A 13,689-nucleotide genomic window follows, 5' to 3' on the forward strand; every position below is an offset into this window, starting at 1 on the left:
CTTCCCGTCCTGGTCGTCGGACCGCTTCCGTCTCCATCGTGCCGCCTCGGACGGCCGGGAGCCTCACTCGGCGGGCGTGGTCTCCTCGCGGATGACCTGCTGGGCCACCCGGAAGGCGCTGTTCGCCGCCGGGACACCGCAGTAGACGGCGGCCTGGAGCAGCACCTCCTTGATCTCCTGCGGAGTGAGGCCGTTCCGGAGCGCGGCTCGGGTGTGGACCGCCAGGTCCTCCAGGTGGCCGCCCGCGACCAGCGCGGTGAGCGTGACGCAGCTACGGGACTTGCGGTCCAGGCCCGGCCGGTCCCAGACCTCGCCCCAGGCGTAGCGGGTGACCAGTTCCTCGAAGTCGCCGGAGAACTCGTCGGCCCGCGCGAGCACGCCCTCGACGTGCGCGTCGCCGAGTACCTCGCGGCGGATCTTGAGGCCCGTCTCGTACCGGTCCGGCGGGGCGACCGGCTGCGGCGGCTCGGCGGCGGCCGTGATCTCGGCGACCGGCGCGGTGCGCGGGGGTGGCGTGGGGGCGGCGACGGGCGCCGGGGTGGGCATGGCCACCGGCGCCGGGGCGCCCGGGGCCCGGGTGACGGGCGCGGCGGCGGCCGGGAGGGCGGTCTGGCCGGTGTCGAAGGGCTGCTGCCAGGCGGTGGAGAAGTGCCGGACCAGGAGGTCGGTGACGGCGGCGGGCTGCTCGACCGGCACCAGGTGGGAGGCGCCGGGTACGACCGCGAGCCGGGCGTCGTGGATGCCGGCGACCAGCGTGCGGGCCTCGGCGGGGCCGGTGACCTGGTCCTCGGAGCCGACCAGCACCAGCGTGGGCACGCCGATACGGCCCAGCTCCGGGCGCACGTCGAAGGCGGCGAGCGCCTCGCAGGCGGCGATGTAGCAGCCGGGGTCGGTGGTGCGGACCATCTGCACCGCCCACTCGGTGATCGCGGGCTGCGCGGCGGCGAAGCCCCCGGTGAACCAGCGGTCGGGCGCGCTTCGCGCGATCGGGTCGAGCCCGTTCGTGCGTACGATCACGCCACGCTGACGGAACTCGTCCGGCGTGCCGAACCGGGGCGACGCGGCGACCAGGGCGAGCGAGGCGAGCCGCTCGGGGTGGCGCAGGGCCAGCTCGATGCCGACGGCGCCGCCGAGGGCGCAGCCGGCGTAGCCGAAGCGCTGCACGCCGAGGCTGTCCAGGGTGGCCAGCAGGCGCGTGGCCAGCTCCGCGACCGAACCGGCCGGGTGGGCGGGGGCGCCGCCGTGGCCCGGCAGATCGAAGCGCAGGACCCGCCACTGCTTGACCAGTTCCGGCACCTGGCGGTCGAACATGTGCCAGGTCGTGCCGAGGGAGGGCCCCAGGATGAGCACGGGGGCGTCTTCCGGGCCGTCGAACCGGTACTGAAGGGTGGGGGTCTTCTTCTCACTCACCGCACCACGCTAACCGCCCGGACGCCCTCGCCGGGCCGGGGGGCCCGGTGCGGGGCGGGGGGCTCCCCGGAAAGCGCGGCGAACTCTCACACGGTCTTCACGGCGGGTGTACGGCGCTCAGAGGGCGTCCGGTATGTCCAGGGTGGTGAGGGCGGATACCGGGTCGAGGTCGGGCGCTCCCCGGGGCCACCAGTCGTCGTGACCGGGCTCCGACTCGTACGCGTACCACAAGCCCTCCCGGCCCAGGCGGAGTTGGGCGTGGCCCGCCGGGTGGGTGAGGTGGTTGCGCCAGGGACGGAACGCGGGCAGGTCGGCGGCGAGCAGCAACGGGCGGGCCCGGTCGAAGCGGCCCGCCGGCGGGTCCCAGGGCTCCTCCAGCACGGTCAGCCCCGCGAGGCCGCCCTGCCGCCAGGCGGCGACCGCGCGGGCCAGCTCGCCGGGGGTGCGGTCCACGGCGGCGGCCAGGGTGGCGTACAGGCTGCGGGTGGCGGCGGTCAGGCCGGAGCCGGGGCGGGCGGCGGCGAGGCGTACCGCGTCCTGCCACAGCGTCAGCCCGCCCACCGGGTCGCGGCCGGTGGTGAGCAGCGCGTGCGCGCGGGCGGCGGCGTCGGTGGCCAACTGGTCCAGCGCGAACGGGTCGGGTCCGCCGGGCGCCGCCGGGTACGCAGGGGGCGCCTCGGGGTGTGCGGGCGCGGGCAGTGCGGCCGGGAGCGGGGGCAGCGGACGCCCGTCGAGCGCCTCCGACGCGCGCACGCCGGGCAGCGCGGCCGGGCCCCGCTCCCGTGCGGCACGGGCCGCGCTCGCCGCGCTGCGCCGGGACAGCTCGTCCAGCAGCTCCCGCTCGCCCCGGCCCCGCAGCAGGAGCAGGACGAACGGGTCGGCGTCCAGCAGCCGGGCCGTCTGGTAGCAGAGCGCGGCCGCGTGCTTGCAGGGGCGGCCGGAATCGGGGCAACTGCACTGCGGGGTCAGGTCGCCGGGGCCGGGCAGCAGGGGGACGCCACGGTCGGCCAGGGTGTGCGGCAGCTCCTTGTCGAGCAGCGCCGCGATGTCGGCCGGGCTGTCCACCGCCGCCTCCAGGAGGCGCTCCCAGTCCTCGTCGCTCAGCGTCCGGAGCCGCAACTGCACCCGGTACGGCCGCGGGCGGCTGCCCCGCACGTACGCCAGCACCAGTCCCGGTGTCACCGTGATCGCGTCGACATGGCCGGCGTCGGCGTAACCGCGCCCTCGGTTCAGCCGGTTGACGTCCAGCGCGGTGTGCTCCGAGGCGTCGACCCAGGCCTGTCCCCACCAGGTGGTGGCGAAGTCCTGCGGCTCGGGGCGGGGGGCGAACGGGGGGAAGGTACGCCGGAGTTCGTTGTCGCGGTGGGGGGTGGCCATGGAGGTGGGGTGGTGGGGAGGGGCTGGGTGGTCCGGCGTGCGGGACGGGGCCCTGCTGGGCGGGGGTGGGGTCGGGGCGTGCTCGGCAGGAGGCTCCGGGGTGGGGGCCTTCAGGAGGGTGGCCGTGCCGCCGTGCTCGGGGGGGGCGGCGGCCTCGGGGTGGTCGTCGCGCGGCTGGGGTCCGGCGGCCTCGGGATCGTCGGCCCAGTCGGGCATGCGGAAGGCGGTGCTGAGGAAGTTCCGCATGTCACGAGCGACTTGGGCCTGAGCGGACCGGCCGGAACCCTCAGTGGGTGCGGGGCGGGGGGTGGCCCGACGGGGACGCCGCTCGGCCTCCCGCCGCGCGGCGCGGAGTGCCTCACGGGCAACGTCGCCCGGACGGGGGCTGCTCGGGTTCGGCTGGGGGTCGGCGGGCGCGGCCAGTTCGCCGTAATCGTCACCAGCCTCTGAGACCGGCTCCCCCTCGGCCCCCTCACGCCGAGCCGCCACAGCAGCCCGCAGCGCGGCCCGGGCGACCTCACCGGGCCGGGCCTCGGTCCCGGGCGCCGCCCCCTGATCCAGGCCGTCCGCCGACCCGGCATCTCCCTCGGTGGGCTCCCCGGAGGCACCCGCCCGAGCCGCGCGCAGCGCCTCGCGGGCCTCCTCCGCCGGGGTCCTCTCCTCGGAATTCACGCCGGCCTCCGCAAGGACACGAGGTCGGTCAGTTCGCGGTCGGTCAGCTCGGTGAGGGCCGCCTCGCCGGAGCCGAGGATGGCGTCGGCGAGGGCGCGCTTGGCGGTGAGCATGTCGGCGATGCGGTCCTCGACGGTGCCCTCGGTGACGAGGCGGTGGACCTGGACGGGCTGGGTCTGCCCGATGCGGTAGGCGCGGTCGGTGGCCTGTTCCTCGACGGCGGGGTTCCACCAGCGGTCGAAGTGGACGACGTGTCCCGCGCGGGTGAGGTTCAGCCCGGTGCCCGCCGCCTTGAGGGAGAGCACCAGGACCGGGATCTCGCCGGCCTGGAACCGGTCCACCATCCGCTCCCGCTCGGGCACCGGGGTGCCCCCGTGCAGGAGGTCGACGGGGACCGCGCGGTCGGCCAGGTGGGCGGTGATGAGCCGGGCCATGCCGACGTACTGGGTGAAGACCAGTACCGAGCCGTCCTCGGCGAGCACCGTGTCCAGCAGCTCGTCCAGCAGGGCGAGTTTGCCGGAGCGGGCGGAGAGCCGGTCGGGGTGGGCGGGCTCCTCCTTGAGGTAGAGCGCCGGGTGGTCGCAGATCTGCTTGAGGGCGCCGAGCAGCTTGAGGACGAGGCCCCGGCGGGCGATGCCGTTCGCGTCCTCGATGGCGAGCATCGACTCGCGCACCACGGCCTCGTACAGCGCGGCCTGTTCGCGGCTGAGCGGCACCGGGTGGTCGGTCTCGGTCTTGGGCGGGAGTTCGGGGACGATGCCGGGGTCGGACTTCTTGCGGCGCAGCATGAAGGGCCGGACGAGCCTCGCCAGCCGCTCCACCGCCTCGGCGTCCTCGCCGTTCTCCACGGCCCGCGCGTGCCGGGCGCGGAAGGACTTCAGGGGGCCGAGCAGGCCGGGCGTGGTCCAGTCGAGCAGGGCCCACAGCTCGGACAGGTTGTTCTCCACCGGGGTGCCGGTGAGCGCCACGCGCGCGGGGGTCCTGATGGTGCGCAGCGCCTTCGCGGTGGCGGAGTACGGGTTCTTCACGTGCTGGGCCTCGTCCGCCACGACCATGCCCCAGGGGTGCTCGGCGAGCTGGGCGGCGGCGGAGCGCATGGTGCCGTAGGTGGTGAGGACGAAGCCGCCGGTGAGGCCGTCGAGGGTGCGGTCGGCGCCGTGGAAGCGGCGGACGGGGACGCCGGGCGCGAAGCGGTTGATCTCGCGCTGCCAGTTGCCCAGCAGGGAGGCGGGGCAGACCACGAGGGTCGGCTCGGTGCGGGCGCGCTTGAGGTGGAGGGCGATGAGGGTGATCGTCTTGCCGAGGCCCATGTCGTCGGCGAGGCAGCCGCCGAGCCCGAGGGAGGTCATCAGGTCGAGCCAGGCGAGGCCGCGCAACTGGTAGTCGCGCAGGGTGGCGTCGAGCCCGGCGGGCGGCTCGGCCGGGGCGATGCCCGCGGTGAGCCGGTCACGCAGGGCCGCGAGGGCGCCGGTCGGGACGGCCTCCACGGTCTCGCCGTCGACCTCGGCGGTGCCGGTGAGGGCGACGGCGAGCGCGTCGACGGGGTCGAGCAGGCCCAGCTCGCGCTTGCGGGCCTTGCGGACCAGGGCGGGGTCGACCAGGACCCAGCGGTCGCGGAGCCGGACGACCGGGCGGTGGGCCTCGGCCAGGGCGTCCATCTCGGCCTCGGTGAGCGGGTCGCCGCCGAGCGCGAGTTGCCAGCGGAAGCTGAGCAGTTCCTCGCTCTCGAAGAACCCGGTGCCGTCGGTCGCGGAGCCGGGGGCGGTGCGGACCTCGGCGGTGGCGGCGAGGTCACTGGCGAGGTCGCGGGGCCAGTGCACGGCGACCCCGGCGGCGGCGAGCCGGCTCGCGGCGACGCCGAGCAGGTCGGTGACCTCCTCCTCGGACAGGGCGAGCACGTCGGGCACGTCCTGCTCGGCGAGCCGGTCCAGCGGCGCCCACACGCGCGCGGCGCGCCGGACGGCGAGGGCGGCGTCCACGTGCGCGCGGGGCCCGAAGGCGTCCGCGTCCCCGGCCCACACGGCCGCCGCGTCGGCCACCAGCGTGGGGTCGGCCAGGCTGTGGACCTGCACGACGGCGGCACCGGCCGCCCGCGCCCGCTCGTCGTCAGCGGTGTCGAAGACGCTGTACCCGGACAGGTCCAGGCGCAGCGAGACGCGTACGCCCGCGTCCATGCCCGCGGCGACCTCGGCCGCCCAGTCGTGGGCGCCGGGCAGCGGCTGGGGCTCGCGGGCGGCGAAGGGGCGTCCGCTGGTGTGCGGGGCGGCGGGGGTGCGGGGCAGGGTGTCCGCGACGGCGTCCAGGAAGGAGCGGACCAGGGCTTCGGGCTCGGGGAGGGTCAGCGGTCCGGGGCCGGGCAGCGGCACGGCGTGGCCCTCGGGGGGCAGGGCGGCGGCCACCGCGCGCAGGTGCGCGATGTCGCCGGGCTCCAGCGGCCCGGCACGCCAGGCGTCGTGCCCGCTCGGGGTGAGCCCGGGCAGCAGCCGCCCCCGCGCGGTCAGCCGCAGCGCGTGCAGCGCGGCGGCCCCCCAGCAGGCGGTGGCCGGATGCGCGGCCGGATCGTGCCGGGAGCGGACCAGCAGCGGCAGGGCGTCGGCTAGGGGCAGGGTGAGCGCGGGCACCTGACGGCGTCGTACGCCCGTGCCGTGCGGCCGTACGACGGTCAGCTCGTCGGTGGCGTCCGGGAGGGGCTCGCCCTCGGGGTCCCAGAACGCGACGCGGGCCTCGCGCGGAAGGGGCGCGGGCAGGAACACGCAGGCGAGACGTGCCGGGACCGTGTCCTCGGCCCGCGCGCGGGCTGTCACCGTGGCCGTGCCGTCACTCATGTGTCCTGTCACCTCCCGTCCCTGTCGGATGAGCCGTGTCCGACTGTACGGGTGGGGTCTGACAACGGGTTCCGCGGCGGGCTCAGGGCACCGTGCGGCTGACCACGTACACCGTCGGATACACCGGGTCGGACATGTTCACGACCACGTCCTGGGTGGGGGCGGGGTTCTTCTGTTTGTGGGTGTAGCCGGACCAGGGGCCGGGGCCGGTGAGGTCCCAGCCGGAGATCTGGCGGTCGCGGGCACCGATGGCGTCGGCGCCCTGCTTCAGTTGGTCGCGGCGGATGCCGAGGGTGCCGAGGAAGCTGTCCAGACCCGCGCCGTTGGTGCGGAACTGGACGTACAGGCGGCTGGTCTTCCAGTTGTTGGTCTCGTAGTAGGCGAGCCGGTCGGCGGGGTGCGGTACGGGCACCTGGTAGAGGCGGCGCTGCACCTTGGAGGGCCAGCCGGAGGTGAGGCCGGTGGCGGAGTACTTCGCTTCCTTGTCCTTGCCGCTGTCCCGGCTCTGGTTGGCGGAGATCACCAGGTAGCCGGCCGGTACGCCGATGAGCAGCACGATGATCAGCAGGGTGAGGGCGCGGCGCTTGACGCGGTGGCGCGGGTCCTCGCCCGCCGGGTGCGGCGTGGTGGGGGCGGCTGCCTGGTGGGGAAGCGAGGTGGTCATGCGGTGTCCCGGTCCCGGCGGCCCTGGGTGTACCGCTCGAAGCGTTCGTAGCGCTCCACGCGGCGGCGCTTGGCGCGGCGGAAGCGGCGGGCGACCAGCCGGGCCAGGTCCGCGGCGCCGACCATGCCGGCCTCGGGGCCGAGCTGGGCGCGGGTGATGCGGGCCTCGGGGCGGTAGCCGCGGCCGGTGAGATGGCGCTTGAAGGCGTCCCGCGCGGGGCCGATGAGCAGGTCGTCGGCCGCGCTGACGCCGCCACCGATGACGAAGCAGGACGGGTCGAGGGCGGCGGCGAGGTTGGCGATGCCGACGCCGAGCCACTGGCCGATGTCCTGGAGCAGCTCGATGCACATGGCGTCGCCCTCGCGCGCCAGCTCGGTGATCATCGGGCCGGTGATGTCGCCGATGTTGCCCTTGACGTGCTCGATGATCCCGTAGGCGACCGGGGAGTCGGCGGCGGCCAGCTCCCGCGCCTCCCGGACCAGGGCGTTGCCGGAGCTGTACTGCTCCCAGCAGCCGCGGTTGCCGCACGGGCACCGGTGCCCGCCGGGCACCACCTGCATATGGCCGAACTCGCCCGCGACGCCGAACTTGCCCCGCTTGACCTGGCCGTCCTCCAGGATGGCGCCCCCGATGCCGGTGCCGAGGGTGATCATGACGAGGTGGTCCTCGCCGCGCCCGGCGCCGAAGCGCCACTCGGCCCAGGCCGCGGTGTTGGCGTCGTTGTCCACCAGGACGGGCACGGACAGCCGGCCGGAGAGCCGGTCGCGCAGCGGCTCGTTGCGCCAGGACAGGTGGGGGGCGAACAGGACGCGGTTGCGGTCGGCGTCGACCCAGCCGGCGGCCCCGATGCCGACGGCGTGCACGTCGTGCCGGTCGGAGAGGTCGAGCACCAGCTCGACGATGGTGTCCTCGACGACCTGGGGGCTCTTGGACTTGTCCGGGGTCTCCGCGCGGAGCTTCTCCAGGATGTTGCCGTCGGCGTCCACGACGCCCGCCATGACCTTGGTGCCGCCGATGTCGATGCCGACCGTGGGCACCCGGGGCGCGGTCAGGTGGGAGCGGCGTTCCCGGGTGCCCACCGTGCGCAGGACGGGGGCGCGGCGGGAGCCGATGGGGGCGGCGAGGTCGCGGTAGGTGCTCATCGGGCTCGATTGTGCCTCACGCTCACGCCGAGCGCGGCGCTGTCGGGGACGGAGCCGCGAATCCCCGCGGCTCCACGCCCGTCAGCCGCGCTTCAGCTCGTGGTGCAGAGCGTCCAGGTCCGCTCCGCCCGCCATCTGCTTGGTCAGTTCGTCCAGGGTGATCTCGTCGCGTGTGTGGTTGCCCACCATGGCGCCGCGCCGCAGCAGCACGAAGCGGTCACCGACGAGATGTGCGTGGTGCGGGTTGTGGGTGATCAGCACGACACCCAGGCCCGCATCACGTGCCGCGGCCACATATTTGAGGACCACACCGGACTGCTTGACGCCCAGCGCGGCGGTGGGCTCGTCCAGGACGAGCACCTTGGCGCCGAAGTGCACGGCACGCGCGATGGCCACGCACTGGCGCTCGCCGCCGGAGAGGGTGCCGATGGGCTGGTCGACGTCGCGCAGGTCGATGCCCATGCGCAGCAGTTCCTCGCGGGTGGTGCGGCGCATGAGGTCGGTGTCCAGGCGCGCGAAGGGGCCCTTGCCCTTGCGGGGCTCGGAGCCGAGGAAGAAGTTGCGCCAGACCGGCATGAGGGAGACGACGGCGAGGTCCTGGTAGACCGTCGCGATGCCCCGGTCCAGGGCGTCGCGCGGGGAGGCGAGCCGGGTCTCCTCGCCCTCGATGCGCAGGGTGCCGCCGTCGTGCTGGTGGAGCCCCGCGATGGTCTTGATAAGGGTGGACTTGCCCGCGCCGTTGTCGCCGAGGACACAGGTGATCTCCCCGGCGTGCACCTGAAGGGAGACGCCCTCCAGGGCGCGGACGTTGCCGTAGTGCTTGCTGACGTCGGTCAGCTCGACCAGGGGCGTGCGCTCTTCGGTGACGGTCATTTCGTGGCCTCCGCGCGCTTGCGGACCCAGGTGTTGAGCAGGGTCGCCAGGAGGAGCATGGCTCCGAGGAAGAACTTGAACCAGTCCGGGTTCCACTCGGCGAAGACGATGCCCTTGCTGGTCATGCCGAACAGCAAGGCGCCGACCGCCGAGCCGACGGCGCTGCCGTAGCCGCCGGTGATCAGGCAGCCGCCGATGACGGCCGCGATGATGTAGATCAGCTCGTTGCCGACGCCTTCGCCGGACTGGACGGTGTCGAACGAGAACAGCAGGTGCTGACCGGACACCCAGGCGCCGAAGGCGACGCCCATGTAGAGGCCGATCTTGGTCTTGGCGACGGGGACGCCGACCGCGCGGGCCGCGTCCTCGTTGCCGCCGACCGCGAAGATCCAGTTGCCGACGCGGGTGCGCAGCAGCACCCAGGAGGCGAGGGCGACCAGCCCGAGCCACCACAGCACCGTGACCTTGAGGTCGACCCCGCCGAGGCTGATCGTCGAGGCGAACACGGCGTGCGCGCTCGGGAAGCCCTCCATGTCGCCGATCGACTTGGTGGAGACCGTGCCGTCGATCAGCTTGGTGAAGCCCAGGTTCATGCCGGTGAGCATCAGGAACGTGCCCAGCGTGACGATGAAGCTGGGCAGCTTGGTGCGCGTCAGCATGAACCCGTTGAACGCGCCGACGGCCAGGGTGACCAGCAGGGACACCCCCGCGCCGACCCAGATGTCGGCCGTCATCTGGTAGCTGAACATCGAGGAGATCAGCGCGGAGGACGTGACCATGACGCCCGCGGAGAGGTCGAACTCGCCGCCGATCATCAGCAGGGCCACGGGAACGGCCATGATGCCGATGGTCGAGGAGGCGTACAGCACCGTGCTGATGCTGGCCGGGCGCAGGAAGCCGTCGGCGGCGACCGCGAAGAAGACCAGGACCGCGAGGGCGCCGACGACCGAGCCCAGTTCGGGCCGGGACAGCAGCTTGCGCAGCGGGGAGGTGCGCAGCAGCCGCTCGTCGCGGGGCTGCTCACCGCCCGGTGCCGGGCCGCCGGTGGGCCGGGTGTCGGTGGTGGTGCTCATCGGGTGCCCCGATCGGTGTACGCCGCGAGCGCGCCCGCCTGGTCCTTGGTGATGATCTGCGGGCCGGTCAGGACCGGCTTGCCGCCGCCGAGGACGTCGCCGTTGTACCTGTACAGCCACAGCAGGTCGACCGCCTCGTAGCCCTGGAGGTAGGGCTGCTGGTCGACGGCGAAGCCGAGGGTGCCGTCCTTCAGCTCGTCGGCGACCTTGGCGTTGAGGTCGAAGGTGTCGACCTCGGCCTTGCTGCCCGCGTCCTCCTTGGCCTTCACCACCGTGTCGGCGTAGGGGGCGCCCAGGGTGACGACGGCGTCCACGTCCCGGTCGGCCTGGAGCTTGGCGCCGACGGCGGACTGGACGTCGGGCATGTTGGTGCCGTTGACGTAGAGCTTGCGGACCTTGCCCTTGAAGGTCTTCTCCACGCCGTCGCAGCGCTGCTCGTGGCCGACGTTGCCCTGCTCGTGCAGGACGCACAGGGCGTTCTTGCGGCCGCGCTTGTTCAGCTCCTCGCCCACGGCCTCGCCGGCGATGGTCTCGTCCTGGCCGATGTGGCTGAGCGCGCCGAACGCCTTGGACTGCGCCGAGCCGGAGTTGACCGTGACCACCGGGATGCCGGCCTTGTGGGCGCGGGCCACGGCCGCCTTGAGGGCGTCGGGCTTGGCCAGGCTGACGATGATGCCGTCGACCTTCTTGTCGATCGCGGCGTCCACGAGCTGGGCCTGCTGCTGGGCCTCGTCGTCGTGCGAGTACAGGAAGTTGATGTTGTCCTTGACCGCCGCCTGCTTGGCGCCGCTCTGCACGATGTCCCAGAAGGTGTCGCCGTCTCCGGAGTGGGTGATCATCGCGATGGTCCAGCGGGGGGTGGTCACCGCTGCCCTGCCCTGGGCCGTGGCGGCCTTGCGGGCGTCCTCGGCCTTCTTGCCGCCGGTGCTGCTGCAGGCGGTCAGCGAGACGCAGGCGAGCAGTGCGAACGCTCCTGCCACCGTCATGCCTACCCGGTTCTGAAACCGTGCCACGAGGACATGCCCCTTCTTGCCGTGTTCTGACTTGCCGTGTTCTGACGTGCTCCAACGTGCGAGAGGGGCGGGCGAGCGCGCCGATCCGTACGACTCGACGGTGCCTCCACCTGCCCCAAACACTTCAGTATCGAACACACGGAACACTCGTTACCTGTCCGGGGCACACCTGACAGGGTATTTGTCCGGACAATGTGACGCGGCAGAGGGCGGTTCAGGGGCGTACGAGGAGCTGGAACTCGAAGGAATACCGGGCCGGACGGTAGGTGTGGTCGCCCTGCTCGACCGCGCGGCCGGTGTCGTCGAACGTGACGCGCCTCATGGTGAGCAGCGGGGCGCCTTCGGTCTCGGCGAGCCGGTCGGCCTCGGCGGGGGTGGCGCCGCGGGCTCCGATGGACTGGCGTGCACTGTGCAGGGTGATGCCGGCCGAGCGCATCAGCCGGTACAGGCCGGTGGCCTCCAGCCGGGCGGTGTCGAGGTCCAGCAGGCCGAGCGGCAGGTGGTTGATCAGGTACGCGATCGGCTCGCCGTGCGCCAGCCGCAGCCGCTCGACGCGGTGCACGTCGCCCCCCTCGGTGACGCCGAGCGCGGCGGCGATCTCGGCGGTGGCCGGGACGACCGTGTTGACCAGGACCTTGGTGGCGGGCCGGTGTCCGGCCGCCTCCAGGTCGTCGTAGAGGCTGCTCAGTTCCAGCGGGCGCTTGACCTGGCTGTGCACGACCTGGGTGCCGACGCCCCGGCGGCGCACCAGCAGCCCCTTGTCGACGAGGGACTGGATGGCCTGGCGGACGGTGGGCCGGGACAGCCCGAGCCGCGCGGCCAGCTCGATCTCGTTGCCGAGCAGGCTGCCGGGGGTGAGGGCGCCGCGCTCGATGGCGGCCTCCAACTGCTGGGCGAGCTGGAAGTACAGCGGCACCGGGGAGCTTCGGTCCACGCGGAGGCCGAGCGGCGCGGTCGGGTCCACATCAGGTTTCGGCACGGGCCCGAGCGTAGTCCGGTGCCCGGATGACGGGAAGTCGTGAAGTCCGGTTGTCCTGACATTTTGATTGACAGGTGCACGTTGTTCCCCCTCAATGTGTCCTCATGCGCATCGGGGTCATCGGGACAGGCCGCATCGGGGCCATCCACGCCAACACGCTGAGCCGCCATCGGGAGGTCGGATCGCTGATCCTGACGGACTCCGATCCGTTACGCGCACAGGAGCTGGCGCACCGGCTCGGCGAGACGGCGGCGCCCGGCGTGGACGAGGTCTTCCAGTGGGGCGTGGACGCGGTGGTGATCACCACCGCGACGGCGGCGCACGCGGAGCTGATCGGCCGCGCGGCCCGCTCCGGGCTGCCGGTGTTCTGCGAGAAGCCGATCGCGCTGGACCTGCCCGGCACGCTGCACGCCCTCGCCGAGGTCGCGGCGGCGGGGACCGTGCTCCAGATGGGCTTCCAGCGGCGCTTCGACGCGGGGTACGTGGGCGCCCGTGAGGTGGTGCGCTCGGGCCGGCTCGGCCGGCTGCACACCGTGCGCGCCCTGACCTCCGACCAGTCCCCGCCCCCGCCCGAGTGGCTGCCGCTGTCCGGCGGGCTGTTCCGGGACACCCTGATCCACGACTTCGACATCCTGCGCTGGGTCACCGGCCGCGAGGTGGTGGACGTGTACGCCACCGGCTCCGACGCCGGTCCCCCGATGTTCCGCGAGGCCGGCGACGTCGACACCGGCGCGGCCCTGCTCACCCTGGACGACGGCACCCTCGCCACGGCCACCGCGACCCGCCTGAACGGCGCCGGTTACGACGTACGCATGGAGCTGTCCGGCGAACTCGACACCGTCGTCGTGGGCTTGGACGACCGCACCCCGATCGCCTCCACCGAACCGACGGGCCCTCCCCCGGCCGACAAACCCTGGCCCGGCTTCCTCGAACGCTTCGGCTCCGCCTACGAGTCCGAACTCTGCACCTTTGTCGAGGTAGTCCGCGGCGAACACCCCAACCCCTGCGACGGCTGGCAGGCGTTGCAGGCCCTCCGCATCGCGGAGGCGTGCGAGATCTCCCGGCGCGAACGAAGAGCGGTCGCGCTCGCGGAGGTTCCGGACCGGGTGCAGTCCTCCTACGTCTGAGCCGCCCCGGACACGGCCCCGCCCCGCGACCCCTGACGTGGGGGGAAGAGTCGCGGGGCGGGTTGAACCGGCTTGTCAGCAGCCGTAGTTGATGAGGTTGAACGTGGCGTAGTGGTCGGAGGTGTAGTAGTCCTCCTGGGTCCGCTGGCCCGTGACGATGCGGCGGGCGCCGCGGGTCGGTTCGCCGGGGGTCTTGACCGTGTACTCGTGGTAGTACCCGGAGGACTGGCTGGGGAGGACGCCCTCGCGGTTCTGGAAGACGACGCCGTCCTGGGAGTACGGGTACGGGCCGCCCTGGGCGATGAGGTCGAGGGTGTCGTACGCCTGCGACGGCAGGGAGCCGTAGCAGATGCTGCCGACCGACGCGGTTGCCGCGTCCGCGGTGCCGGCGGAGACGGTGCCGCCGACGAGGAGGGCGGAGAGGAGGGCCGCCGCAGCGCCGATGTGAGTGGTGCGTGGGGGGAATCTCATGGGTTCATGATGACGCGCGTAGACGCGTTCATGTCAATGACGGAGATGTGGATTTTCCCGGCA

At 73.4% G+C, this 13,689-nt stretch carries 11 protein-coding genes; 1 reads left to right on the forward strand and 10 read right to left on the reverse strand.

Annotated features, from left to right (window positions below; translation table 11 throughout):
* Positions 1-63 precede the first annotated feature (63 nt).
* The 9 genes from OG448_RS06020 to OG448_RS06060 form a co-directional block, all read right to left on the reverse strand.
* Positions 64-1,410, reverse strand: coding sequence for an alpha/beta fold hydrolase (locus tag OG448_RS06020; RefSeq protein WP_405551879.1), 1,347 nt, complete (start codon positions 1,408-1,410; stop codon positions 64-66).
* 117 nt (positions 1,411-1,527) lie between these two features.
* Positions 1,528-3,414 carry an SWIM zinc finger family protein gene (locus OG448_RS06025; RefSeq protein WP_405558702.1) on the reverse strand — a complete coding sequence of 629 codons (1,887 nt, stop codon included), beginning with the start codon at positions 3,412-3,414 and terminating at the stop codon, positions 1,528-1,530.
* 41 nt (positions 3,415-3,455) lie between these two features.
* Positions 3,456-6,284 (reverse strand): SNF2-related protein, encoded by a 2,829-nt coding sequence (locus OG448_RS06030; protein WP_405551880.1) that lies wholly within the window; start codon positions 6,282-6,284, stop codon positions 3,456-3,458.
* A gap of 82 nt (positions 6,285-6,366) precedes the next feature.
* Positions 6,367-6,948 carry a sugar kinase gene (locus OG448_RS06035; protein ID WP_405551881.1) on the reverse strand — a complete coding sequence of 194 codons (582 nt, stop codon included), beginning with the start codon at positions 6,946-6,948 and terminating at the stop codon, positions 6,367-6,369.
* The gene (locus OG448_RS06040; protein WP_030816532.1) at positions 6,945-8,090 is read right to left on the reverse strand and encodes an ROK family glucokinase; all 1,146 of its coding nucleotides are present in this window, start codon (positions 8,088-8,090) and stop codon (positions 6,945-6,947) included. The genes OG448_RS06035 and OG448_RS06040 overlap by 4 nt, the downstream gene beginning before the upstream one ends.
* A gap of 81 nt (positions 8,091-8,171) precedes the next feature.
* Positions 8,172-8,963, reverse strand: a complete 792-nt coding sequence (locus OG448_RS06045) for an ATP-binding cassette domain-containing protein (protein WP_391292857.1) — start codon at positions 8,961-8,963, stop codon at positions 8,172-8,174.
* Complete coding sequence (locus OG448_RS06050; RefSeq protein WP_405551882.1) at positions 8,960-10,036, reverse strand: ABC transporter permease; 1,077 nt, start codon at positions 10,034-10,036, stop codon at positions 8,960-8,962. The genes OG448_RS06045 and OG448_RS06050 overlap by 4 nt, the downstream gene beginning before the upstream one ends.
* Complete coding sequence (locus OG448_RS06055; protein ID WP_405551883.1) at positions 10,033-11,049, reverse strand: sugar ABC transporter substrate-binding protein; 1,017 nt, start codon at positions 11,047-11,049, stop codon at positions 10,033-10,035. The genes OG448_RS06050 and OG448_RS06055 overlap by 4 nt, the downstream gene beginning before the upstream one ends.
* 214 nt (positions 11,050-11,263) lie before the next feature.
* Positions 11,264-12,013 (reverse strand): GntR family transcriptional regulator, encoded by a 750-nt coding sequence (locus OG448_RS06060; protein ID WP_405558703.1) that lies wholly within the window; start codon positions 12,011-12,013, stop codon positions 11,264-11,266.
* Between the two features lie 119 nt (positions 12,014-12,132).
* Here OG448_RS06060 and OG448_RS06065 point away from each other — a divergent pair, with 119 nt between their 5' ends.
* The gene (locus OG448_RS06065) at positions 12,133-13,155 is read left to right on the forward strand and encodes a Gfo/Idh/MocA family oxidoreductase (protein WP_405551884.1); all 1,023 of its coding nucleotides are present in this window, start codon (positions 12,133-12,135) and stop codon (positions 13,153-13,155) included.
* Positions 13,156-13,230: 75 nt separating this feature from the next.
* Here OG448_RS06065 and OG448_RS06070 read toward each other — a convergent pair whose 3' ends face one another.
* Positions 13,231-13,626, reverse strand: coding sequence for a ribonuclease domain-containing protein (locus tag OG448_RS06070; protein ID WP_405551885.1), 396 nt, complete (start codon positions 13,624-13,626; stop codon positions 13,231-13,233).
* Positions 13,627-13,689: the final 63 nt, after the last annotated feature.

This window comes from Streptomyces sp. NBC_01171 (genome assembly GCF_045039805.1).
Taxonomy (GTDB): domain Bacteria; phylum Actinomycetota; class Actinomycetes; order Streptomycetales; family Streptomycetaceae; genus Streptomyces.

What these genes read in the sequence shown, in the direction of transcription:
- OG448_RS06030 (WP_405551880.1), bottom strand. Translation starts at nt 6,284, where the DNA reads ATGAGTGACGGCACGGCCACGGTGACAGCCCGCGCGCGGGCCGAGGAC.
- OG448_RS06035 (WP_405551881.1), bottom strand. Translation starts at nt 6,948, where the DNA reads ATGACCACCTCGCTTCCCCACCAGGCAGCCGCCCCCACCACGCCGCAC.
- OG448_RS06040 (WP_030816532.1), bottom strand. Translation starts at nt 8,090, where the DNA reads ATGAGCACCTACCGCGACCTCGCCGCCCCCATCGGCTCCCGCCGCGCC.
- OG448_RS06045 (WP_391292857.1), bottom strand. Translation starts at nt 8,963, where the DNA reads ATGACCGTCACCGAAGAGCGCACGCCCCTGGTCGAGCTGACCGACGTC.
- OG448_RS06050 (WP_405551882.1), bottom strand. Translation starts at nt 10,036, where the DNA reads ATGAGCACCACCACCGACACCCGGCCCACCGGCGGCCCGGCACCGGGC.
- OG448_RS06065 (WP_405551884.1), top strand. Translation starts at nt 12,133, where the DNA reads ATGCGCATCGGGGTCATCGGGACAGGCCGCATCGGGGCCATCCACGCC.
- OG448_RS06070 (WP_405551885.1), bottom strand. Translation starts at nt 13,626, where the DNA reads ATGAGATTCCCCCCACGCACCACTCACATCGGCGCTGCGGCGGCCCTC.